Below are 25,207 nucleotides of genomic sequence, written 5' to 3'. Positions count from 1 at the left end.
GGAGTTTTATTTTGATGACAGATTTGTTTAGTCCATATTCTTTTAAAAGCCTAGAGCTTAAAAACCGTGTTGTAATGGCTCCAATGTGCCAATATTCAGTTGAGCAAAAAGATGGTATTGCAACTGATTGGCATTATATGCACTACGTTAGTCGTGCTGTAGGAGGAACAGGTCTCATTATCATTGAAATGACAGATGTGGAACCGGATGGCCGGATCTCAGATTATGATCTTGGGTTATGGTCAGATGAACAGATCCCAGCTCTGAAGCGGATCGTAGATGCGTGTCACAGTTATGGGGCCAAGGTTGGCATTCAGATTGCTCATGCGGGCCGCAAAGCAGAAGATGCCGAAGTTCCAGTTGCTCCGTCCGCGATCGCCTTTGATGAGAATTCCAAGCAACCTCGAGCGCTTACAACGGACGAAGTAAAAGGAATGGTTGAAAAATTCCGGAGTGCTGTAGCTCGTGCTGTAAAAGCTGGTTTTGATGCGATTGAGCTTCATGGTGCACATGGTTACTTAATTCATCAATTCCATTCTCCACTAACAAACAAGCGAGAAGACGAATATGGTCAAGATTTAACGTTATTTGGCCGGGAGATCATTCAGGCTGCAAAGGCAGAGATGCCCGAAGATATGCCTTTGATGATGCGTATTTCGGCTAAGGAATACGTCGAAGGTGGCTATGGCATTAACGAAAGTTCCGAGTTTGCCAAGGCATATAAAGAGGCAGGCGTTGACGTATTTGACATCTCATCTGGTGGCGAGGGACCTATTGCTGCATGGGGCAGACCAGGAACTCACGCAGCTTATCAAGTGCCTCTCGCTAAAGCAATCAAAGAGACTCTTGATGTGCCCGTGATCGCTGTTGGAAGACTCGATGATCCTACGTTGGCGAATGCAGTCATCGGAAATGAAGAAGCCGATCTCGTTGCAGTCGGCAGAGGTCTGTTAAGAAATCCTTACTGGGCCTTGGAAGCTGCGACTGCTTTGCGCAAGACAACGGACGTTCCAAAACAATATACAACTGGTTTTTAATGTATTAATAATTTAACGATTAAATGATCTTCATTAATACAGAAATAAGAAAGGACTCCTCTAATAAAACAGAAGGAGTCCTTTTTGAGGTTAAACTAGACAAGGTAAAGGAACGATATCAGCCAGTAACCAGTCAAGAGATGGTAGTCGGCTCATCGCTTCCGCCTCTCAAGCGTTTAATATCTTCTCTGGGCGGAAATCCGAACATGCGAGAATATTCACGGCTGAATTGGGAAGGGCTCTCGTAACCTACCTGAAATGCTACATCTGCTGCATCGGTGGACTTGGATAATAACAAGCGGCGCGCTTCTTGCAGCCTCAATTGTTTTTGAAACTGAATCGGACTCATGGCAGTCACTTCTTTAAAGTGTCTGTGCAGTGAGGCAGTGCTCATATTTGCCAAATCCGCCAATTCCTCAACCCGAAAATTCCGCTCAGAATGATTCATAATATATTCAATAACGTTTCTGATTCGATAGGTATGGCTGCCTTCCATGGTAGCTTGTTCTAGTGCAATCCCATGTGGGCCTTTCAGAACTTTATAGAGAATTTCCTTTTTGAACAAAGGTGCGAGCAGCGGGATATCTTCCGAATGATCCTCCAACAAACGGGCTAACCTGAAGACTGCATCCAGCAGAGACGGCTCAGCTTGGCTGACAAACATGGCACGTCTCGTTGTTTTCCGCGGTCTTGCTGGGAAATCGGAATGGTTCAATACCTCCAGAATCTCACTGGATGTGAATTCAAGTTTCAGGGCCAGATAGGGAGCCTCAGACGAGGCTTGAATTACTTGTCCACTAACCGGCAAGTCAACGGTTGCCACGATATAACTTCCTGGACCATACCGGAAACGATCCTGTCCCAGCAGGACCTCTTTCTCACCCTGAACGATAATGCAAAAGGATGGTTCATTCACTCTAAATATAGGTTCAGTAACAATCGATTCACGGATTAGAAATAATGAAGGGATTGCCGTAGGATGTACCCCATCCTTGTCAGAATAACGATCAATGAGTGTGGCTAATTCGTTTTGTTGTTCATGTATTTGATCAGACATGCAAAGTTCTCCTTTTTTCCTCACAACATAATAATCACATTCTATCTTATATTGACCGAAGGCGGTAGAAAACGGATAGGAATAGGCAAACATTTGATGTGAATGGATAAGACATTCTGATTGCTGGTTACATAATCACAAGTACACAGGTCATGATATACAACAAGTACAGAAGATATACACTTACGGTTCAGCTAATACATGATCAGATGAGAATGAGAAGGGTATCTGCATCTTTTATTTACTGATCGTTCCCGATGTGTTAGATTGATTTTGGGAGGGAAGTCGAATGGCTAGAAGTAAAGAGTTTGAAGTGAATGAAGTATTGGATAAAGCAATGAAGATCTTCTGGGAACAAGGTTACGAGAAAACGTCGATGAGTGACCTGGTTGAGCATATGGGAATTCATCGCAGAAGTATATATGATACATTTGACGACAAACATTCGCTGTTTTTGCAGGCAATGGATCGTTACAGAGGTAAGGTCAGCACCACATTACTTGCAGAAATCAAGGCATCCAAGACGGCAGTGGAAGCACTGCATAAAATCTTCGAAGTTATGATCAGTGAAGCAGAGGATACGCCATCGGGATGCTTGATCGTGAACTCCGCCGTAGAGCTTGGTACACGCGATCCGGACGTGGATACACGATCTCTTGATTCATTTAATGAAGCAGAGCAAATGTTTGAGCAAATCATTCAATGGGGGCAGCGGGAGGGAGAATTCTCTTCTGATCATGATGCGAAGGAAATGGCAGAGTACCTGCACAATATTTCTGTCGGCATCAGAGCCATGGCAAGAACCTCGACGGAAAAAGAAAAACTAAACCGTATTATCAATGTAACGATGAAACTTTTGGAAAAATGATGAGTAGAGACATACCCAAAAAAGTAGCTTGAAATCCGTTAGAGGACTTCAAGCTACTTTTTTGTGCGCTAATTTTAGAAAATAGAAAGTATGAACCATTAATTGGTGATGGCATTTTCCATCGGTTTAATTTTGTGAATCTCTTCGGTCCCAGCCTCCAAAGCTGTTTCGTAGTAGGAGCGTTTGTGCTCGATGACTTCCATGGTTCTTCTTAGTTCCTCCATTTGTGCTTCCACAATAGCTTTTCGCTCCGTAAACATGTCATATCTTTGCTTCAGCGAGGAGTCCCCCTCAGAGCACCATTCAATAAAGTCCTTAATGTCTTTAATAGGCATGCCGGTCAGCTTCAGACATTGGATGATCTTTAAAAAGTCAATGTCGGAGTCTTTGAACAAACGTGTTCCACTCGTGGTACGTTCCACAAAAGGCATGAGTCCTTCCTTGTCGTAGTAACGCAATGTATATACCGTAAGGTCTAATTTTTTGGCAACTTCACCGATTGAATAGGTCATTTTCATAAAATTCCTTTCTACTGGGGGTAGACTTCGAGTTAACTCTAGGATGATCCGAGTGAATTCTACCATGTTGGATTACTGGATGTCAAAGTACGTTGGAGATAAAAAAAATAAGATAAACATTTGACCTAGAGTTAACTAGAGGGAGTAAGATTATTTTGAACTTTAAATTACTAGGAGGTTATCCCATTGATTATAGCTAAAGCCAGAGCCGTTGACGGACCAGACCAACAATTCAGAAGTGCTGAAATTAAACGACGTGATCTGGATACTAATGATGTATTAATTGAGATTAAATATGCTGGTATCTGCCATTCTGACATCCATACTGCCCACGGTGAATGGGGCCCTGTGAATTATCCACTTGTTCCTGGACACGAGATTGCCGGGATTGTAACCGATGTAGGAACAGGGGTCTCCAAATATAAAGTCGGTGATCGAGTAGGAGTCGGATGTATGGTTGACTCTTGTGGCGAGTGTGATAACTGCCGCAAAGGTGAAGAGCAATACTGTCTCAAAGGAAATATTCCTACTTACGCTGGTGTAGACAAATACGGTGAGCCTACGCAAGGTGGATATTCAACTCACATTGTTGTCGTAGAGGATTTCATCGTGCGCATCCCTGATAACATTGCACTTGATGCTGCTGCACCTTTGCTGTGTGCCGGTATTACGACGTATTCACCACTTCATCACTGGGGAGCTGGCCCAGGTAAGAAGGTTGCCGTTGTAGGTATGGGTGGTCTAGGTCATATGGCTGTCAAAATTGCACATGCGATGGGTGCGGAAGTAACGGTTCTCTCCCAATCCTTGAGCAAAAAAGAAGATGGACTACAATTTGGTGCAGATCACTACTTTGCCACCAGCGAGCCGGAAACATTCGAGAAACTTGCAGGCACATTTGATCTGATGATTAACACGGTAAGTGCGAATATTGACATTAACGCTTATTTCTCACTGCTCACACTGGATGGTACACTCGTGAACGTGGGTGCTCCTGCAGAGCCTTTAGCTGTTAACGTATTCTCACTCATCGGCCATCGCCGTTCATTCGCGGGTTCCATGATTGGTGGCATTCGTGAGACACAGGAAATGCTTGATTTCTGTGCAGAACATGATATTGCACCTAACATTGAGGTCATCTCCGCCGATCAGATTGACGAAGCATACAAACGTGTACTGGCTTCCGACGTGAAATATCGCTTTGTTATTGATATCAGCACCATGTAATTGTGAAGTGTGCAATAGTGATAGTTAAAGATAGTAGAAAGCAGCCGCCGCCAAGGTCAGCTGCTTTTTGCTTTTCAGTTTGTTAATTGCTGATCATTCTACAACCCGTGCTCTTTTCGCAACGAACAGAAGATACCTGCGTCTAATAACTAGTGAAGTAAACATGAAGGGAGTGGAATGAGAAAGATGACAGTATCATTTTCACATCAGCCGGAAGGGTACGAATGTCCATTTTGTCGTATTTGGGGTATCGAGCGACCTGATCAGGGAACAAAACAAAGGGATATCATCTATCAAAATGAAAAGGTAACGGCATTTATAGCGGGCAAATGGTGGCCAAACAATAAAGGACATGTTCTTACTGTTCCGAATCAACATTTCGAGAACATCTTTGAACTCCCTGCGGATTACGCTGTTGAGATTCACCGTGCGGCTCAGCTTACAGCATTTGCAATGAAAAGTACATATGGATGTGATGGGATTTCGACACGGCAACATAATGAACCTGCTGGTAATCAAGATGTGTGGCATTATCATCTCCATGTTTACCCCAGATACGTGAACGATCAACTTTATCTGACAAATGGTTCCCAGTCCGATCCAGATGAACGCTCGCTCTATGCGGATAAGTTGCGTTCTTGGATAAAGGAAAACATTTAAGGTCTAGAAGGAGATGAATCTGAGACCCTATGTTATATTTGATCAGAAGTAGCTACATTAGGATATTCTTTGTAACGAAAAAATCATAAGATAAGAGAAGGGCTGTGCCAGTATTGAAAGGTAAGATATCTAAAAGGTTGATAGCAATTTTCGTAGTTTTCACATTGTATTTAGGCAGCACAGATCAGATGTATGCAGAATTTACCGAGTTAAGCTTAGAGGAGCACGGAGGGCTACAGCAGGAATGGGTACATACTTTTCCTAAAGAAATTGATTATCTGAGCTTTGAATTAGGTCACACTCCACAAGACCATATTAATCGTGCTGCTCAGCTTGTTATGTTAAACCCCGCCACTGTGTCTGGTAATAACTTTAGCCTATATACGATAAATATTAAGACAGGGAAACTTGCCTGGACGTATGACATTAAAAATAAAGTGAAAAACTTTTATCCGTTGAATCATACATGGTTTTATAACGAGAGCGGTAATATATTTTATCAGTATTCTACAAATCACGGGAAAACGTTCAACATTCTTAGTTTGGATGCAAAAGGAAAGCGTTTATTCGAAAAGAAGGATTTAAGTTTCTCAAATATCTATCCGTATAAAAATGGAATTGTTCTGCAACAAACGGATAGTCTTAAAAATCAATCCCGTTTTATCACACTAAATTCCAAAGGAATAACGACAAGCGAGACTGTGTTAGGTTATAAAACTGAAGTACTGACTTCTGGTTATGTACTCCATTTTGTAGGTGAGAATAAAATCGAGGTTTTTAAAGATGTAAACTCTTTGAAAAAGCCGTTATTTACGATTAACTCCAAAAAGTTTGGTGGTTTCTACGTTGCGGGTTATCATCAACTAAATGGCGGTACACTAATTGTAGAATATGCAAGATCCAATTCATATGGTGGACAGAAATTAATGGCCTATGGAGTTAATGGTAAACTCAAATGGGACACCGTGCTTGATAGAAATATGAATATTTCTATGCATTCAACCGGAAGTAAACTATTAATTGATAACCAATCTGAACACAGTATCACTTTATATGATCATAACTTCAAAAAGCTGTTTTCTCGTACGTATGAAGGAGAGCTTAATTTTAATGGTTTAATGAGATCCTATCGAAACGATAGCTATATTGAGTATACAAGCTTTGGGACCATTGATGACAAATGGGGAGAGAGGTATACCTTAATGAAGGATAATGGAGACATTATACTTATTAAATACTTTGTTTTAGATGATGTTCATAAGAGTAACTTTGCATATGACTCGTCCGAAAATGTGGTCTATCGCACCGTGATTAGCGACCACCGATATAATCTGATTAAATACAAGGTAACTAAATAATAGTTGGAGTGCCGTTGATAACAACAATCAACGGCTTTTTATATTCTATGAAGGTTCAATATATTTGGAAGCAGGTTTGCAATCCAATCTTAAATTTCTTAAACTGTTGAATACAACGTAAAAAACGCCTATTAAAGAGAACTTTGTTGTTACAAATTCTTTTTGTATTAAAACAACCGACAGGTGTTTATGAATTTGATATTCATGATAGAATGAGTTTGAATTGGACAATATAAGTAGTATATTTCATGATATAGGGGGGAACTAATGGAGACCTTTGCAGAATTTATAGCACGCATCGATAACCCGGAACACCAGGCACGAACGGAAGAAGTTTTGAACTGGGTCACTGAAAAATTCCCGAATTTAAAACAAAAAATAGCCTGGAATCAACCGATGTTTACCGACCATGAGACCTTTATTATTGGCTTTAGTGTATCCAAGCAACACTTGGCTGTTGCTCCCGAGAAGGCAGGAATTAATCGTTTTTCGGAAGAGATCACACAGGCGGGTTATGATCACACCAAAGAGTTGGTGCGGATGAAGTGGAAACAGGAGATTGATTTTTCGTTACTTGAGAGAATGATTGAGTTCAATATAGCGGATAAGGCAGAATGTTCAACATTCTGGCGTAAATAAATCGCGATATAAAAAGAAGACCCCCAACTTCCGGATGCGGAAAGAGGAGGTCTTCTGTACTTTAAGCTTAAGCGATTATTGAGCACCTACTACGGGGTGAGGTACATAAGGCTCTTCAAGGAATGAGACGTCTTCTGAGGTCAACTTAACAGAAAGAGCACCTACCGCATCTTCCAGATGCGATATTTTGGTGGCACCGATAATTGGAGCCGCTACAGTATCTTTTTGCAGCAACCACGCAAGTGCAATGTGTGTGCGAGGGACATCGTATTTTTCTGCGATGGATGCAACTCGTTCAACAACAAGCCGATCCGCATCACTTGTTGCATTGTACTTGGATTTCTGAATTTTGTCTGTCTCGGATCGAAGTGTTGATACGGACCAATCACGGGTTAACCTGCCTGAAGCGAGAGGACTGTAGGGAGTCACACCAATCTTTTCTTCCTTGCATAAAGGCAACATTTCTCGTTCCTCTTCACGGTAGATGAGATTCAGGTGGTTTTGCATGGAGACAAACTTGGTCCAACCATTTTTCTCTGCTACATGTAATGCTTTTTGGAACTGCCATGCAAACATGGCCGAAGCGCCAATATATCTCACTTTACCGGACTTCACCACATCATGTAAGGCTTCCATGGTTTCTTCAATAGGCGTATTGTAGTCCCAACGATGAATGATATAGAGATCCACATAATCGGTTTCCAATCGTTTCAGGCTTTTATCAATCTCACTCAGGATGGCTTTTCTGGAAAGACCAGAACCGTTGGGTCCTTGATGCATTTGTCCGTGTACTTTGGTAGCAATGACAACCTCATCCCGATTTGCATAATCTTTTAACGCCCGACCGAGATACTCCTCGCTTGTACCCAGAGAGTATACATTCGCTGTATCGAAGAAATTAATGCCTAGATCCAGCGCTTTCTTTATCACCGGGCGAGAATTTTCTTCATTCAGTACCCATTCATGAACCCATTTACTGGCATCCCCAAATCCCATACATCCCAGGCAAAATCGAGATACGTCCAAGCCTGTATTACCAAGTTTAGTATATTCCATGTCATGTTCAAATCCTTTCTAATGTTTATTATTGCCACCTGTAGGGTGATCTATATACACATTATTATGTCATAATGAAGGGAACAACCTGTACCACATTTCTATCAAAGTTTTGCCTAATCCTATCAGAATCTCTGAATTTGAATCAGTTGAGCCCATTAAAGTTCTCATATAAAAAGAACAAGCCACTCGTTTCTCCGTTGGAGATTCAAATGGCTTGTTCATAAAATATTATTTAATTATTGTTTGATGAATCCAATCGCTTATTTTGGTTAATTTAAGATTGGCTTTGATATTATCATCTAACTCTTCATACCGTGGAAGAAGATCTGTATGCCCATCAATCCATTGGTACAATCCTTTAAGACCTGCTGCTGTCTCACTTCCCAACAAAGGCTGAATCGCTGCTTCAAAATGATCAAAAGGAAGAGACATGAAGCTGATCTTTTCACCTAATACAGCACTGAATTGTTCCGCTAATTGTGTACCTGTCAGGGCTTCTAATCCAGATGCTGGGATAATGCTTCCTGCCAATTCCGAATGAGTCAAGGCATAATAGTGGAATTGAGCTGCATCGTTTAAGCTAATCCAGGAGATCGGCTTGTCTGCTGGTATCGGGTAGGCCAAAACGCCATTGTTCAGTATTCCGGGAATCAAGAGGTTTTCCAAGTATACAATGGGTTCCACAATGATATATGGAAGACCACTTTGCTGCAATTCATGGATAACTTCACGTTTCAATTCAATTCCTTTGGAATGGGTGATAGGGTCAGGAACATAGGTACCCGTGTTAACTACAATCAATTTAACGTTTGCCTGTATAGCAGCATCAATTGCATTTTTGGTATATTGTCTGATCTTATCCGAATTGAACTCCACCGGCAGGTTCAGGAAGACTTTACTTACACCTTCAGCGCCGTATGAAGCTGTTCCACATCTGATAGATCCCCGATGAAAGCTTCAATGTTTTGTTCCTTTAGTGTTTTGGCTGTTGCCTCATTTCGAGTAATCGTGCGAACCTCACAACCTTGTTGAACGAGTAATTGAGCGACAGCGCCGCCTTGGGAGCCCGATGCCCCATATACTAAAAATCGATCATTTTGTGTCATAGTGGTCAATAACTTCCTTTCAATATGTGATTGGAATGAATGAGTTAACACTCAGCAATGACCTCAGCATAACGGATTTAGAATAGGAGCGTAAGTACGCACATTAATGATATAGAGTATCCCTTAGGATACTATGGGAAGGCGTTTTACATATGTTTCGATCCCCAATCACCTAGCTGAAACAAGATCGAAGTCAGGCTTTGTCCTTTTTCTGTAAGGGAATATTCGACTTTAGGCGGAACTACAGGGTGGGTAACACGGTTTATCAAACCAGCTTCTTCAAGTTCTCGTAATTGCCTGGTTAATGTGCGATGCGTAATGGGGTCCAGCATTTTCTGTAATTCATTGAATCGAATTGTTGAATGGCGGATGAGCCGATTTATAATTAATAACTTCCATTTTCCACCAATCATATTGACTGCAAACTCAACAGGACAACGGTCCTCCACAGGTTCTATATTCATATTTATGTATCCCTCCCAAAAGCATCAACTCATGTTTCATGTTTCGTTCATTTTATCGAATTTATAAAGGGATGTATAGCTTACCGCATTCAGGGTATGAACCATGCCCAAGACACAAAAAAGATGCCCCCAGTGTAGCTCGAGGGACACCTTACATAATATAAATTATTGTTCAACTCAGACAGAACAAAAAAAGCATTGAACGTGAAAAAAAGCCATGATATAATCTATAGCGCAATTGACATTTATATTGAATGTAAAGGATGAATCATTATTTCTCCTAATTTAATTTTACATCCGACATTCCGATTTGTCAATGCTCTTTTTTTTGGCCCTAATAAATGGAAAAGGGAGTGGACTCATTCATGGATAAAACAAACGAATGGAAGTTGGAAGAGGAAAGACTAGTGCAGGTGAGGAACAAGCTTCAGGCACGACTCGACGAGTTAGAACCGAAGGTTGCCGGAATGCATGAACAGGTTGCCGAAATTCGTAAACGGTTCTGGGAAGAAGTGACGATTAATACCGGTTCGTACACGGATTTTGAAGATGCATTCTATACCATTAATCAGCAGTCGAGAGTGTTGGCGGAGAGGGAGCGCGGGCACAAGCTGTTAACACAACAATGGAAAAATACAAAGAGACTGCTTCCAACGCCGTATTTTGGCCGTTTCGACTATAAGGAAAAAGGCATGACATGGACTGAACAGATCTACATCGGCGTATCATCCTTCATGGATGAAGATGGTTTGAACTTTCTAATCTATGACTGGCGTACGCCAATTGCGAGTCTGTACTATGATCACTCTCCCGGGCCAGCAAGTTATGACACACCTTCAGGACGAATCGAAGGAAAGATGGAGCTCAAGCGTCAATTCCAGATTCAACATGGGCAACTTCATAGCATGTTTGATTCAACTGAGACGATTGGTGACGAATTGTTGCAGCAAGTGCTCGCCAAGGGTGCAGACTCACAAATGAAGAGTATTGTAGCAACTATCCAGAAGGAACAAAACGCCATCATCCGTGATGACCGAAGCCGAATGCTTATCGTTCAGGGGGCAGCTGGCAGTGGCAAGACGTCGGCTGCGTTACAGCGAGTCGCTTACTTACTATATAAACACCGCCAGACCGTTAAAGCAGATCAGATTGTACTTTTCTCGCCGAATCCGATGTTTACCAGTTATATCTCGACTGTGCTCCCGGAACTTGGGGAAGAGAATATGCAGCAGACAACTTTCCAGGAATATCTGAATTATTGGCTGGATTCCTCCATCCGACCAGAGGATGCCTTTGATCAGATTGAATATGTGCTGACAGCTCAGAATGATCCGGGATATGAAGCTCGTATGGAGGCGATCAAGTACAAAGCTTCCGAGACATTCCTGCAAGTGCTCCAAAACTACGGTAAGTGGTTAGGAAGAGAGGGGATGCGGTTTAACGGCATTCAATTTCGGGGACGTGAATTCATCAGTTCAGACCAAATCAAGACCCAATTTTACAGTTTGGATCAGAATCTTACCTTGTCCAACCGTATACTTCTTTTGCAGGAATGGTTGCTGAGAGAACTTGTTTCGCTGGAACGTCTGGAACGGGAAGCAGACTGGGTTCTGGAGGAGTTGAATTATCTGGACACGGATGAGTATGTGGAAGCTTTCCGCATGTTGCACAAAGAAAAGCCTGTATTCGATGTAGCGGAAAAATACGCAGCACGAGATAACGGTAATGACAGCGCAGTGCAAGATGAGGGTGCCTTTAACTTTGCAGTGCGAGAAGAGGAGCTGCTTCGTCAGAAACTGGTGAAAGACATGTTTAAACCTTTAAGAAAGAGTGTGCGGAAATTCCAGTTCGTGGATGTGAAAGGTATATACGAACAACTATTTGTAGATGAAGCCGCTTATCGGGAACAAACGAATGGGGCAATCCCCCCACAGCACTGGCCTGAGATCTGTAAACAGACCAAGGCCATGATCCTTCAGAACAAGCTGTTCCATGAGGATGCTACTCCGTATTTATATGTAAAAGAGATGATCGAAGGCGTACGGACGAACACAGAGATTCGTTATGTCTTTGTCGATGAAGGCCAGGATTATTCGGCGTTTCAATACGAATATCTCAAGAAACTGTTTCCTCGTGCCCGCATGACGGTGCTGGGGGATTTCGGGCAAGCCATCTTTATGCAGGCTACGGATTTGGCAGCACCTAACTCACCACTGGTTCACCTTTACGGAGCAGGCGAAACTACATTGATACGGCTCGTACGCAGTTATCGTTCAACCAAAGAGATTGTTGAATTCACGAGACAGATGTTACCAGGGGGAGAAGAGATTAGACCGTTTGAAAGGGGAGATCAGAAGCCTCTTTTAACAGGATTGAAGGAGGAAAAGCTGCGTGGTGCGCAGATTCTCGCAGACATCGCCGCGCTTAAGGCGGAGGGGTTCGATTCCATCGCTGTGATTACGAAAACCGCGGCTGAAAGCCGTGACGCCTATGAAAGGTTGCAAAGTCAAGGCGGCGAAGGGTTGCAGCTCATAACAAAGGACACACAGATTTTCGAAAAAGGAATCATGGTTATTCCTGTGTATCTCGCCAAAGGCGTTGAGTTCGATGCTGTCCTGGTCTATGATGCTTCACCCGTTGCTTACAGCCAGGAATATGATCGCAAGCTTCTGTATACGGCATGCACACGGGCCATGCACCGACTTCATCTATATACAGTGAGTGACTGGTCACCATTTGTGCAGGCGTTCCCTGCGAATCTATATGACATAAGAACGTAATTCATAAGTAAAGTAAATCCATCTTAAATGAAGGACCACAGAAAGATGCTCGGAGCCTTATTTCAAAGGTTATCGGGCATCTTCTTTTATTAAAGACATGAATCATAAAAGTTATTCTTTACTGATCGTTCCCGATGTGATAGATTGTTATTAGAGATTATGAGAATGATCGTTCCCATAACAACTCGAAAATGAATACATTCTCAATGAGAGGGAGTAATAATAAATGAATATTTCCAAACAAGTTGCTATTGTAAGTGGGGCTAATCGAGGGTTGGGTAAGGAACTTGCTCTTGAACTGCTGGCGAGGGGAACCAAAGTGTATGCTGGGGCGCGAAACCCTGAATCCATTGATCTGCCCGGGGCTATTCCACTGCAACTCGATATTACGGATCCACAATCTGTCATGGCTGCAGCTGAGGTAGCTAGTGATGTAACCCTTCTAATTAATAATGCTGGTTCCGCTACGGGTGCTTCTCTGCTCAGAGGTGAGCTGAACGATATTCACTTGGAATTCAATACACATGTATTCGGTACGCTTTCAATGATTCGTGCGTTTGCACCGGTAATAGAGAAGAATGGGGGCGGTTCGATACTGAATATCCTGTCTGCTCTATCTTGGCTCAGCCTTGGTAACTCAGGTGCATATTCAGCTGCAAAATCCGCTCAGTGGGGAATTACGAATGCATTACGTCTCGAATTAGCCCCTAAGAACGTTAGCGTTGCCGGATTGCACGTGGCGTTCATGGATACGGATATGACGGCAGGTATCGATGCACCAAAAACGAGCCCAACGGATATTGCCAAAATTGCAATAGATTCCATCGAAGCGGATCTCTACGAGATTATTGCTGATGATACCAGTCGGAATGTACAACAGGGTCTTGCTGGTGGTGTTGCTGCCCTTTACCCGCAATTGTTTCAAAAATAGAGAGGTGTAGATGCATTTTCTCGTTATAAATAAAACAACCCCCGCCAGATATGGTGGGGGTTAAGTCTGTCATGAATTCTCTAATTCCATTCCTTCAAGAACGGTGAGAATATGAGGTTTAACCTTTAACTGCACCGGCAGTAAGGCCGCTGACAATATATTTTTGCCCGAATAGATACAGGATGAATACAGGCAGGGAAGTAAGCACGAGATTGGCGAAGATCAGGTTCCAGTCCCGGCTATATTTGCCGTAGAAATTGTAGATCGATAGTGGCATCGTCCATGTGGAGCTGTCTGTCAGGAAGTACACCGGAATCGTGATGTCATTCCAGACGGACATGAACACCATGATCGCTACCGTTGCGTTAACGGGCAGGATGAGCGGTGTGACGATGCGGAAGAACACCCCGAACACACTTGCTCCTTCCAGAAATGCCACTTCGTCCAGCGCTCGTGGAATGGTTTTGATGAATCCACTATACAAGAATACACTGAAGGCTGTATTTAACGCGGCGTAGATCAGGATGACACTTGTGATGCTGCCGTAGAATCCCAATCCCTGTACAACCCGTATGGTCGTAATAATCGACATTGGCGCAATCAGTCCCATGAAGAAATACATGTAGATCGTGCCGGATAGTTTGGTTTCCCGACGTGCCAGAATGAATGCCGCTGCCGAAGAGGCAACGATATTAATGATGGAAGATACGCCAGTAATCAAAATGCTGTTGAAGAACGCTCGCGACAGTCCGCCTTCCTGGAAGACACGAACATAGTTCGAGAACTGCCATGTTTCCGGAAAACTCAGGGAGAAACTAAGCACTTCGGCACTGGTTTTGAATGAACCAAAGATCAGAATGACAAGCGGCAACAGAACGATAAGAGAGGCCAGAATCAGGAAACCTTCCACGATATAGTTGCGGATGGCGAGTTTGCGTGTATAGCCCATGTTATTCCGTAACCTCCTTACGCCGCATGAAGATCAATAGCGGTATAGCAATAATGGTAACGACCACGAAGAGAAGTGTGTTGACCGCGGTACCAAGTCCCCAGTTGCCTTCGCCGAAAGATCGCAGAATGATCGTACCTACGACCTGGGAAGCGTTACCCGGGCCACCACCGGTCATGACATATACTTCGGAGAATACTTTGAGTCCACCGATCAATGTCAGCATCAGGTTAATGTTAATCGCGGGCAGCAAGAGTGGAAGTGTGATTTTGAAAAAACTTCTCCACGAACTTGCGCCATCAATCTTGGCTGCCTCATAATACTCTTGAGAAATGGACTGCAGGCCCGCCAGATAGATGGCCATCTGGAACCCGGCACTCTGCCAGATCGAGACGATGGCAATCGTCCAGATCACAATCGATGGGTTGGTCAGCCAAGCTTGGCTTAACGAATGTAACCCAACAGATTCCAATAAATTGTTAATTGTACCTTCGGTACGCAACATGGGAGTGAACAGGATGCTGATCACAAGGATGCTGAGAATGGAAGGGGAGTAGAAGATCGCGCGTAGCAGGTTCTTTGTTCTTAGTCGCATGTTAAGTCCTACGGCCAGCAATAGACCGATGACATTTTTGCCAACGACGGTGACAATTGCAAATATTGCCGTGTTTTTCAGCGCCAGAATAAGCGTTTTGTCTGAGAAAATTTTCTTGAAATTATCCCACCCGATGAACTTCAGCTCCAGCCGATCCAGCCGCCAATCCGTGAATGAATAATAGAAAGCGGCGAGAGCAGGCACAACAAAAAAGATGGAGTAGATAATCAGTGCGGGAAATATCATGTAATACGAGTACAGATTTTTAGTCCTTTTCATGTCTCACACTCCGTTATAACTAGGCAGCATAACGAATGATTATGTTATGCTGCCTTATATTTCACTCTTTAGAAACCTTCTACGCCTTTATCCTGCATCAACTGACTGAACTTCTCATCCCAGGATTTCAGTACTTCTTCTGGTGACAATCCACCCGCGAATTGATCCTGTAACAATCGATACAGTTCGCTGCGATCAACCAGCATGTATGCATCCGTTGTCAGCACGGTTTTCTTCGGCGTAATATAGTTGTCTACAATATCCTGCTTGTAAGCCGGCAATTCTGGTGTGGTGACGTCACTGAAATTGGATACGTACCCTTTGGAGTCCACGATCTGTTGTGCAACTTCCTTGGAGGCGATGTAGTCCAAGAATTGTTTAGCTTCTTCCAAATGTTTGGATTTCTTCGGAATGAACAGTTGTCCGCCGAGTGGACTTGCACCCAGACTGGCATTGTCTGACGATGGAATCGGGAATACGCCCAGTTCCATATTTGGATCTTGCTCGGCCACGCCTTCAATTAACCAATCGCCCATAAACATCATGGCAACTTCCTTGTTCAGGAATTTACCTACGGCCATGTCATAGCTGTCGCTAAGCACATCCGTGTTGGTGTAACCTTTAGTGTAAATCTCATATTGTTGTTCCAGGAATGTTTTGAATTCCGGGATATCAGACCATTTTTTCTTGTTGCTGTTCAACTCATCAAAAAAAGTCGGTTCATTTTTGGCTACAAAATCGGCAAAAGCTGCAGCAGGCCAGATGTTGGCAGCCCAGGCATCTTTGTAAGGCATGAATACAGGTGTAATGCCACTTGCTTTGATTTTTTCACAGATCGCCAGGAATTCTTCGTAGTTGGTTGGAAGCGACAACCCGAGTTCTTCAAAGATTTGTTTGTTATAAACGACCCCTTGCATCCCCGTATCTTGGCTGACATGGAAGCTGTAGAGATGACCACCAGAAGAGAGGACGTCTTTGTTCACAATTCTGCTCGCCCAAGGCTCGTTATCCAGAATCTCGAAGTTACGTTCAAGGTTCAGGTCCGTGACTGCGCTCGCCAGATTGTACTGAATAATATCAGGCGTTTCATCTACAGCCAGTTTGGTTTGCAGTACAGTTGTCGTTTGTTCCGCTGGAATCAGCTGCAAATTGACACGAATGTTTGTTTGTTTTTCGAATGCATCGAGAATGTCCTGCTGGATAAAGGCAGAGTCCTGAGAACTTTTAGAGATTGCCAGCTCCAATGTGACTTTGCCACTCTTGCTGTCCCCGCCAGCAGCTGTGCCGGAATCCGTACCTCCTGATCCACAAGCCGTTAATGAGACCGATAATAAACTGGCCAGAATAATAGAAAACGCCTTTTTTCTTTTTATTGTTTTCAATGCAAATCCCCCTCTGAAACGTTTAGTGAATCCGTTTACAAGTCCGATTATAGATTCTTTTCTCGCCCCGGTACATGTCTGTGCTTGAACGTTGATGTGTAAAATCCTGAACTTGAAATCGCTATCATTTCATGAAATACCGTGATAGAGTAGACATGAATATAAGGGATTTCACATCATGTCAGAACAGGAGGGCATCTCTGAGAATGGCAAAGCTCATACATAAAGCAACTCAATTCAGTTTGCAGACAAAGGTGTTTTTGACATTTCTGGCTCTGCTTTTGTTTGTGCTGGGCTGTTTTATCGTTTATGTGAATGTGATCGTTGTCCGACCGCTCAAACTGAAAACAGAGCAGGATACGCTCGTAACCGCTACGAAGGTAAGAGAGCAAGTTGATCTATACGTAGAACAACAGAACCAGATGTCGCAGCGAATATTATCCAGCAAAAATATTTTTGCAGCCATGGACAAGAGCTCCTCAGCGCATAGTAATTATGAAAGGCTGAAACAGATTCGGATCATTAAAGACATTATGTTTCAGGCCATCGGGCCGAGTATGAATATCAAAGACATGTCCATCTACGACAATCACGGTGTTCTCCTGACAACATATCTGGGTTCGGGCAATCCTTCCGCAATCCTGAACACCATGATGGAGAGTAGTCAGGTCGGACGAGATTGGACGGAAAGTGGTTTTGTTCTACTGCGTCAAGACGATACGATCTCATTTGTGCGCACGATCAATGATCAGAACGGCAAGGTGTACGGTTATCTTAGCATCCAGATGGAACAGGCCTATATACAGAACCTAACGGAGGGCATTACCGCTGGCGATGTCTATATTCTGAATGAACAAGGCGAGCAGATGACAGGTTCGGAAGCGGGTGTGACATTTACCAATTGGACAAAGCCTGCATCAGACGAGGGACTGGATGTGGACAAAAACGACAATTATATCACGCATTCCACTTCACCCATTACAGGCTGGATCACGTATATCATAACGCCCAAAAAATCTGTTCTAGGCTCGATCCATTCGGTTCAGACGATGTCCATTCTGCTGATTACAGCACTGATGCTGGTTTCATTTGTGTATATCTTCCTGTCGACACGTAACCTGCTGCTGCCTATCCGCAAGCTACGCGGTCAGATCTGGCGCATGAACTACAGCAATATGAATCTGAAAGTGGATGAAACGCCGAAGAATAACGATCTCTTATTGCTAAATGAAGCCTTTCAGGATCTGATGGAGAGGTTGCAGCAATCCATTGACCGGGAAAAATCGGCGCTTCATGAAGAAGTAAAGGCGCGTAATTCGGCGCTGCAAGCCCAGATTGCACCTCATTTTATTCATAATGTTCTATACCTGATCAGTATTGCCGCCCAAGAGGGGAAGACCAAAGTTGTATCGGATATGTGCAAACATCTTTCGGACAGTCTGCGTTATATTGTCTCTTCACCATACGCGCATGTGACTTTGGCTGAGGAGCTTCAACATACGAGACATTATCTGTCCCTTGTACAACAAAAGTACGAAGAGGATCTGGAGTGGGACATCTGTGCTGATGAGCTGGCGAACGATATCCGATTGCCGCGGTTGGTCATTCAGCCGTTTGTGGAAAACTGCATTGAACATGCCTTTGCCAACACCGTGCCGCCTTGGCGTATCCAGATTACCGTGAAACAATATAACGGATTATGGGCTTTGGAGATCAAAGATAACGGAGAAGGCTTTCCACCGGATAAGATCCAGGAGATTTTAGCCAATATTCAGGCATCGGGTTCCGGAATGAACCAGACTGCCGATCGTGCCACAGCCCTTGGTAACATGGGGATTATCAACAGTGTCAATCGACTCAAACTAATGTATAACAACCGGCTTTTTATTAATATATTTAACAACCATGCGGAAGAGCAACATGGAGCAACGATTCAAATCATCGGCTCACTGACGAAGGATTTTTACTAACTAGGAGGCATAGGCGATGTATAACGTTATGATCGTTGAGGATAGCAAACCGATATTACGTAATATTAAAATGCTCTTGGAAACGCTGAGCTTCCCGATTCGTGTAACGGCTACGGCAACAAATGGAGAGGAAGCCTTGGCGGCGATAAAGCAGTCACCGATTGATCTGCTGTTGACCGATATACGAATGCCGAAAATGGACGGACTGTCCCTGATTGAGCAAGCCAAAATTGCCAACCCGGATCTGAAGGTCATCTTGATTAGCGGTTACAGCGATTTTGAATACACAAGAAAAGCATTGAACCTGCAAGTGTTTGACTATTTGTTAAAACCCGTCGAGCGAGAGGCGCTTGAAGAAGTCATGGGTCGGGTAATTGACCAACTTGATCAACAGATGTCCGAGGAACTGCTGGATTTGCAGGAAATCATTCATCCCCAATGTGAGACTACGCCCAAACAAGGGGAGGAGTTTCCGCCTTTATTCAGCCAGATGATGATCATTATGAGCAAACAGCCTTTTACCGCAGGGCATGAACGATGGGTGCAGGTGGAACTTGAGAGTATAGTGCAGGATTTTTTTGCATTCCATCCTTGTCGTGTTTACACTAGTCAAACCCCATATCAATTTATCGCTTTTGTCAATAAGAGTGCACTTGAGGTGTACTCTTCCGTACATGAAATTCTTGAATCGTTGCGACGGCATTTGGTTACGCATGACATCGATGCGATCATTGGAGGACAACTTCTATTCGCTGAGTCTGGTAATCTGCCGGAGCTCTATCACCGCATGTCGTCCATTTTGTCTGAGCAGCAACGGTTGAAACAAGGAATAGTGCTGGATACCGGGAATCCGGTGTCGATGGCCAGATCTGAGACAGGCTGTCTGGATCCGCTGCAGGAATCTGCTTTTGTACAGATGATACAGGCTCGGCAGAAAGAACGGTTTGCTCTTAAGTTATCCGAATTGCTGAATCGATGGGCAGAGGAAAATGTACATATGCACGAGGTGGAGCGGTTTATCGGATTAATCGTAGACACGTTTGCTCATCTGTACGAGGAACAGGGGTCGGGCATGAGATTGGGTCTGGAGCTTCGGTCAAGACAATTCGCCCAAGCACAGTCCTACGCCGATTTTTGCCGGGAACTGGCGGAATGGACGGGACAGTGCTTCGATATGCTGCAATCCCACGTTCGAAAAAGCAAGGCGATCCTGTTCGAACAGATTGACGATTACGTAAAACTAAATAAATACTCTCAATTATCTATCAACGACATTGCCATGAAGTTTCACGTTAGCCCGTCGTACGTCAGCAGAGTGATCAAAAATGCAACACAAATTACGTTTGTCCAGTATTACACCCGGCTTCGCATTCAGGAGGCATGCAGAATGATGGAAAGTCAACCCGACATGAAGTTTAAGGAGGTTTCCGATTTACTGTCATTTAGCGACCAGCACTATTTCTCGAAGGTGTTCAAAGAGTATACGGGGCTAAGTCCTACGGATTATAAACAACAGATGTCTGGTATAAAGACCCAATCATAGTTAACAAACCCTTTTTAATTATGTTATAATACTAAACAAATACGGCTTGTTACTGAATTCATTCAGGCAATACCTATGTATATACATGCTCAAAGTTTCTTTGGGTGTGCATATATATGGGTTTTTTTGCGTTTACTGGCCGATTGATTCTACCAAAAATGGATAAAGAGAGGAAGATTGAACTTGAAAAAGGAAAAGAAAAAAAGGTCATTTTATAAGAAAGGAGGAGCTGGTTTACGATTAATGAGTACCAGACTCATTGCAGCTTTCCTTGCGGTACTTATTATCCCGACTGCACTTATCGGTTATTTCTCATATGATAGTGCCAAAGATCAGGTACAACAAAAAATGACAGATCCCCTCAATACAATATTAACGATGACAGGACAGCATATTAACAATCTGGTGGGGGAAAAAGCAGCATTATTGAGTTATATCGACAGTATGTATGGTTCCGCTCCCAGTCAGGCGAACAACGAAGCGGTACAAGTAGGAATCGACCAATTAGCTGATACATATCCTGATATTCTTGCCATAACCGTAGGCAACGACCAAGGCAGTAATATATCTTCTCCAGCAATTGAGGATGCAACATATGATCCACGCAGCACAGATTGGTATTCTAATGGTGAAAGTAAGAATGGATCACTCTATTTTTCGAGTATTATGAAAGATCCGGTATCCGGGAAGATTTATGTAGAGATTTCAAAAGCTCTGTCAAATGAACAAGGTGTAGCAAGTATTAAACTTGATCTGGAGCCATTAGCAAAAGCGTTATCATATGTGGATGTCGGAGGTAATGGAAGTCTTATTGTAGTGGACTCCAATCGAACGATTGCAGCTTGGTCCGGTGCGATTGCAAAAGGTGGAGGAGGAGAGCTCGGCGGAGCACTCATCGAGGGAATTCCAGTCCATCCTAATACGGCTTCAAATTCCGATGAACCGATGACATTTTCTCAATTTGTCAGAACGGATCTGGCGTATGATTTGGAGGTATATAACGGTGTTAATGCTTTGACGGGTTGGAATGTCATTGCTCTGATGGGCCATGAAGATTTTATCGCCGCAGCGAAACCCATTATGGTATCGAGTCTAACGGTCATTGTTATATCTGTATTGATTGCCGGTGTAATTATTTTCTTCATTCTGAGATCTTTTATTGTACCTATGCAAAAACTGCGAAAGGCAACCCGCAACGTAAGCGAAGGGAATCTGTCTGAACGAGTGAATCTTAAAACCGAAAACGAATTTGGTATATTGGCAAATGATTTTGACCAAATGACCATCTCCCTTCAATCAGTGGTTGCTGAACTTCACCAGACGTCATCGTTGTTAAGTCACTCTTCCCAGATGATTCAGGAAAGTACAGAACAAACCACCCAATCGGTTCAACATGTGGCTGAAACCATGCAACAGACTGCGGAATCAGCTATCGTTGGGGCGGAGAATTCGGAACAAACCGCGAATGCCGTAGAAGAGATGGCGAGAGGCATCAGTTCAATTGCGGAATCTGCGAGTGCGATTGTGGATTCGGCTGAAGAGACGGAGCGCGCTGTTGCTAATGGTGGGAAAACGATAAACCAGGTCGGAGAACAAATGGGACATATTCTCGGAGCTGTTGAAGAAACCTCGGCATTGATTAATGAGCTGTCCAGTCTCTCCGCCGAAGCCAATCGAATGAATGAAGCGATTGCGGATATCTCTCGGCAAACCAATCTTCTATCACTGAATGCCTCTATTGAAGCATCAAGAGCAGGAGAACACGGCAAAGGTTTTGCTGTCGTTGCAGGCGAGGTACGAACGTTATCGATGCAATCCAAACAAAGTGCTGACGAGATTGGCGCTACCATTGGCAAAATGCTTGATCTGATTGCCCAATCCACGTCTCTTATGAATGATAAAGTTCGTAATCAAGTTGGTGAAGGAATACGGATCAGCCAAGAAGCTTCTGCAACCATATCGAACATTGAACAATATACAACGCATATCGTGGATCAAATTCAGGATATTTCCGCTGTCTCAGAACAGTTGTCAGCCAGTACGGAAGAAGTCTCGGCTACCGTTGCCGCGATGAGTCATATCTCTAAAGTGTCGGCTGATAGTGCTCAGACAACTTCAGCAGCAGCCCAAGAACAAATGGCGGCGATGCAGGAGATATCGGCATCATCTGCACAGCTCTCCAAAACAGCTGAGAACATGCAAGAATTGGTTCGCCGCTTTAAGCTTTAGAGTAGAAGTAAGTAAATGTGTAAAGAAATATGTAAAGAGACATGTAAAGCACTAGGCGCTCCCCTAATGGAGCGCCTTTCTGCATGTAGTAAGATTAGTAAGAATGTGACACCTCGTCCCCGAACATATCCTTTTGATTCTTTTTTCGGAAACTTCGTGGTGATTCACCAACCGTTTTGGTAAATAAAATCGTAAAGTAATTGGGGTTATCGTAACCGACCAGTTTGGCAATTTCCCATATTTTTTTGTTGGTTGAGACTAATAATCGGGTGGCTTCACCCATTCTTCGTTGAATCAGGTAATGATAAGGAGAAGTGCCAAAGTGATTTTTATACATATGAATTAAGTAATAAAAATCGATATGAAATTGATCTGCCAATTCTTTGAGTTTAATGTTCTGCCGATAGTTGGTATCCAAATAGTCTTTAATGCTCTCAGCAAGGGTATTGCTCTCAACGATCTCCCCACTAGGAAGCTGTTGACGGGACTGCCGATCGATGATCAGAAGTATTGCTTTCAGGACATGCCCAGAAATCGACTCGTATCCATGTTCCCGGATTGAAAATTCATTGAAGAGAGTCTGCATTAACGAATGGAGCTCATCGGAATATCGGTTGGCTCGAATGATCGGATTGTTAGAGGGAGGAATGACCCAATCCTCAAGGGTCTGGGTGCCTTCTGCAAAACGAAAGCCGCAATAAAAGGTGGATAACGGGAATTCAGGATTGGACTTCTCCTCGTGAAGAGTACCCTTGTTATATATGAGCATGTCCCCTTTCTGAGCCCAGTGTTTGGTACCGTCAATGGTGAATAATCCTTTGCCTTCAGTTACGTAGATAATCTCATGCAGATCGTCATGTTTATGCGTCGGAAAACTCCAATGGGGATTGTCGGCCAGTTTTCCTACATAAATAATGGTGCAATCTCGATTTGGATGCAGTTGGCCGGATTCGTGGTGTGTATTCATCTATGTCTTCCCTTCAGAATCTGTAATGAAAGTCTGTGTTGAAATGACAACATATATAATGTTTTGCAATAAAACCACAACAACCTTGATTGTCGCCATGGTATATCTGACAGTACAATTTCACTATCCAAAATGTACTATATATCGAAAGTGAAGGGATGGGAAAGCAGAAAATACATGAATTAATGATCGCAGACAGAATTGAAGCGCTTGCAACAATAGAAAGGATTAGTGAGTATTGATTTATGACTAGAAATAGAGAGAACCTACTTATTTTAACGCTTACGCTTGTTAGCTTTGTACTGGGAACAACAGAGTATGTCATTGTGGGTGTGTTGAAGGAAATTGAAAGTTACATGAAAGTATCACTTGCTGCCGCGGGTATGCTTGTCTCCGGTTTTGCAATTGCATACGCAGTGGGTACCCCATTTGCTGTGGCTTTCTTGGCCAAAATATCCAGAAGAAGTTCCATATTGATCGGATTTGGGATCGTATTAGCATTAAATCTATTGACCGTGTTCTCAACAACGTTCTCTTCTCTGATGGCCATTCGCATCGTGTCGGCCGTTGCTTGTGGACTTACGATATCACTTTCGATCTCGATCGTAAGCGACGCAGTGAACCGGGAGCGAAGAGGGGAAGCTATCGCCTGGATTCTGGGCGGATTTTCAATCGCTAATGTGCTAGGTGTTCCGCTCGGTACTTTTATCGGACAACATCTGAGCTGGTCCATGACGTTTGTTGTTACGGCATGCATAGGTGTTGTGCCGCTGATGTTCATGTTCCGTATTCTGCCACGCCAAACAACAACGATTGCAGGTTCGTTCAGTGATCAGATGTCTCTCTTTTTAAAACCACGGATATTGCTGGCCTGTCTGATCCCTGTACTGGGAAACAGCTGTATTTTCGTCGTTTTTACGTACATTACGCCACTCCTGAGTGAGACGATGGGTGTGCCAGTACAATGGATTAGTGCCATACTCCTGATCTATGGTGCCTGCAGCATCCTGAGTAACTGGATTGGTGCCAAAATAGCCAAGGGTGACTTCCTGCCCAAGCTCAAGCGACTTTTCGTCATCCAAGCCATCCTGTTCCTTGGCATGAGTTTTACCGTTTCTAATGTGTGGATGGGCTTGGCGTTTCTGTTCCTGATTGGATGTCTGTCATCCTCCATGAGCGCGGCATCCCAGTTATATTTGTTTGATGTGTCAGGATCGATCGCGCCGGGGTCCAAAGCATTTGCATCTACACTCCTGCCTGTGGCGGCCAATGTGGGTATAGCGCTAGGCTCTGGTGTCGGGGGAATTGCCGTTAATATGGGTGGTCTCCAGTGGGTGCCTCCAGTTGCTGTGATGCTTGCCTTGCTGGCTTTTGTCGTTACCCTGATATGCCAGCGTTCCATCCAAGTGAATTCAGACGAAGCAACCACTGTAAAAGCAGCTTAGATGAGATGCTGTCTAGACTAAACGCATGAATGCGTATATATGGTATATGAACTACAAACAAAGTCGCTGTTATACGGCTTTGTTTGTTTTTTTAGTTTTCCAGCATTCCGGATGTAACGGGTTCGTAGATGATAGAGGTAGGAT

Annotated in this window: 20 protein-coding genes and 1 pseudogene; 12 read left to right on the top strand and 9 right to left on the bottom strand. The window is 43.6% G+C overall.

The annotated features are described in order from the left end of the window. Positions 1-14 precede the first annotated feature (14 nt). Positions 15-1,037, top strand: coding sequence for an NADH:flavin oxidoreductase/NADH oxidase (locus MHI01_RS04070; protein ID WP_282321480.1), 1,023 nt, complete (start codon positions 15-17; stop codon positions 1,035-1,037). A 133-nt stretch (positions 1,038-1,170) separates the two neighbouring features. Here MHI01_RS04070 and MHI01_RS04065 read toward each other — a convergent pair whose 3' ends face one another. Beyond that, positions 1,171-2,094 carry an AraC family transcriptional regulator gene (locus MHI01_RS04065; RefSeq protein ID WP_340982584.1) on the bottom strand — a complete coding sequence of 308 codons (924 nt, stop codon included), beginning with the start codon at positions 2,092-2,094 and terminating at the stop codon, positions 1,171-1,173. Between the two features lie 289 nt (positions 2,095-2,383). On the opposite strand from MHI01_RS04065, the gene MHI01_RS04060 reads away from it, so the two are divergent. Beyond that, entirely contained in the window at positions 2,384-2,962 is a 579-nt protein-coding gene (locus MHI01_RS04060; RefSeq protein WP_127548431.1) for a TetR/AcrR family transcriptional regulator, read from the top strand. A gap of 98 nt (positions 2,963-3,060) precedes the next feature. Here MHI01_RS04060 and MHI01_RS04055 read toward each other — a convergent pair whose 3' ends face one another. Beyond that, entirely contained in the window at positions 3,061-3,474 is a 414-nt protein-coding gene (locus tag MHI01_RS04055; RefSeq protein ID WP_017688550.1) for a MerR family transcriptional regulator, read from the bottom strand. 192 nt (positions 3,475-3,666) lie between these two features. On the opposite strand from MHI01_RS04055, the gene MHI01_RS04050 reads away from it, so the two are divergent. The 4 genes from MHI01_RS04050 (at position 3,667) to MHI01_RS04035 (ending at position 7,364) form a co-directional block, all read left to right on the top strand. After that, a complete protein-coding gene (locus MHI01_RS04050; RefSeq protein WP_047842906.1) occupies positions 3,667-4,707 on the top strand; it encodes an NAD(P)-dependent alcohol dehydrogenase in 1,041 nt (346 codons plus the stop codon). Between the two features lie 186 nt (positions 4,708-4,893). Further along, on the top strand, positions 4,894-5,367 hold the full coding sequence (locus MHI01_RS04045) for an HIT family protein (protein ID WP_076327638.1): 474 nt from the start codon (positions 4,894-4,896) through the stop codon (positions 5,365-5,367). Between the two features lie 104 nt (positions 5,368-5,471). Then, on the top strand, positions 5,472-6,725 hold the full coding sequence (locus MHI01_RS04040; RefSeq protein ID WP_340982583.1) for a hypothetical protein: 1,254 nt from the start codon (positions 5,472-5,474) through the stop codon (positions 6,723-6,725). A gap of 267 nt (positions 6,726-6,992) precedes the next feature. Then, on the top strand, positions 6,993-7,364 hold the full coding sequence (locus MHI01_RS04035) for an iron chaperone (protein ID WP_047842909.1): 372 nt from the start codon (positions 6,993-6,995) through the stop codon (positions 7,362-7,364). Between the two features lie 75 nt (positions 7,365-7,439). Here the strand turns inward: MHI01_RS04035 and MHI01_RS04030 are convergent, their stop codons facing one another. The 3 genes and pseudogenes from MHI01_RS04030 to MHI01_RS04020 form a co-directional block, all read right to left on the bottom strand. Then, on the bottom strand, positions 7,440-8,420 hold the full coding sequence (locus MHI01_RS04030; protein ID WP_340982582.1) for an aldo/keto reductase: 981 nt from the start codon (positions 8,418-8,420) through the stop codon (positions 7,440-7,442). A gap of 231 nt (positions 8,421-8,651) precedes the next feature. Beyond that, positions 8,652-9,529 (bottom strand): annotated as a pseudogene (locus tag MHI01_RS04025) (SDR family oxidoreductase). 146 nt (positions 9,530-9,675) lie between these two features. Further along, entirely contained in the window at positions 9,676-9,993 is a 318-nt protein-coding gene (locus MHI01_RS04020) for a winged helix-turn-helix transcriptional regulator (protein WP_017688544.1), read from the bottom strand. 365 nt (positions 9,994-10,358) lie between these two features. On the opposite strand from MHI01_RS04020, the gene helD reads away from it, so the two are divergent. After that, on the top strand, positions 10,359-12,773 hold the full coding sequence (gene helD / locus MHI01_RS04015) for an RNA polymerase recycling motor HelD (RefSeq protein WP_340982581.1): 2,415 nt from the start codon (positions 10,359-10,361) through the stop codon (positions 12,771-12,773). Between the two features lie 226 nt (positions 12,774-12,999). Beyond that, on the top strand, positions 13,000-13,704 hold the full coding sequence (locus tag MHI01_RS04010; protein ID WP_076317917.1) for an SDR family oxidoreductase: 705 nt from the start codon (positions 13,000-13,002) through the stop codon (positions 13,702-13,704). A gap of 118 nt (positions 13,705-13,822) precedes the next feature. Here the strand turns inward: MHI01_RS04010 and MHI01_RS04005 are convergent, their stop codons facing one another. The 3 genes from MHI01_RS04005 to MHI01_RS03995 form a co-directional block, all read right to left on the bottom strand. Then, entirely contained in the window at positions 13,823-14,653 is an 831-nt protein-coding gene (locus MHI01_RS04005; protein ID WP_017688542.1) for a carbohydrate ABC transporter permease, read from the bottom strand. Position 14,654: 1 nt separating this feature from the next. Further along, positions 14,655-15,527 carry a carbohydrate ABC transporter permease gene (locus tag MHI01_RS04000; RefSeq protein ID WP_036616033.1) on the bottom strand — a complete coding sequence of 291 codons (873 nt, stop codon included), beginning with the start codon at positions 15,525-15,527 and terminating at the stop codon, positions 14,655-14,657. Positions 15,528-15,595: 68 nt separating this feature from the next. Then, positions 15,596-16,909, bottom strand: a complete 1,314-nt coding sequence (locus MHI01_RS03995; RefSeq protein WP_076317915.1) for an ABC transporter substrate-binding protein — start codon at positions 16,907-16,909, stop codon at positions 15,596-15,598. 206 nt (positions 16,910-17,115) lie between these two features. Between MHI01_RS03995 and MHI01_RS03990 the strand changes: the two genes are divergently transcribed. The 3 genes from MHI01_RS03990 (at position 17,116) to MHI01_RS03980 (ending at position 22,651) form a co-directional block, all read left to right on the top strand. Further along, positions 17,116-18,879 carry a sensor histidine kinase gene (locus MHI01_RS03990; RefSeq protein ID WP_127548445.1) on the top strand — a complete coding sequence of 588 codons (1,764 nt, stop codon included), beginning with the start codon at positions 17,116-17,118 and terminating at the stop codon, positions 18,877-18,879. Between the two features lie 16 nt (positions 18,880-18,895). After that, positions 18,896-20,422, top strand: a complete 1,527-nt coding sequence (locus tag MHI01_RS03985) for a response regulator (RefSeq protein ID WP_340982580.1) — start codon at positions 18,896-18,898, stop codon at positions 20,420-20,422. 243 nt (positions 20,423-20,665) lie between these two features. Continuing rightward, entirely contained in the window at positions 20,666-22,651 is a 1,986-nt protein-coding gene (locus MHI01_RS03980) for a methyl-accepting chemotaxis protein (RefSeq protein WP_340982579.1), read from the top strand. A gap of 94 nt (positions 22,652-22,745) precedes the next feature. Here MHI01_RS03980 and MHI01_RS03975 read toward each other — a convergent pair whose 3' ends face one another. After that, positions 22,746-23,618, bottom strand: a complete 873-nt coding sequence (locus tag MHI01_RS03975) for a helix-turn-helix transcriptional regulator (RefSeq protein WP_340982578.1) — start codon at positions 23,616-23,618, stop codon at positions 22,746-22,748. Between the two features lie 245 nt (positions 23,619-23,863). Here MHI01_RS03975 and MHI01_RS03970 point away from each other — a divergent pair, with 245 nt between their 5' ends. Next, positions 23,864-25,063 (top strand): MFS transporter, encoded by a 1,200-nt coding sequence (locus tag MHI01_RS03970; protein ID WP_340982577.1) that lies wholly within the window; start codon positions 23,864-23,866, stop codon positions 25,061-25,063. The last annotated feature ends 144 nt before the right edge of the window (positions 25,064-25,207 follow it).

This window comes from Paenibacillus sp. FSL M7-0656 (genome assembly GCF_038003225.1).
GTDB classification, from domain to species: Bacteria; Bacillota; Bacilli; order Paenibacillales; family Paenibacillaceae; genus Paenibacillus; species Paenibacillus amylolyticus.
The sequence above is the reverse complement of the archived record's forward strand: the minus strand, read 5'-3'. Positions and strand labels throughout refer to the sequence as shown.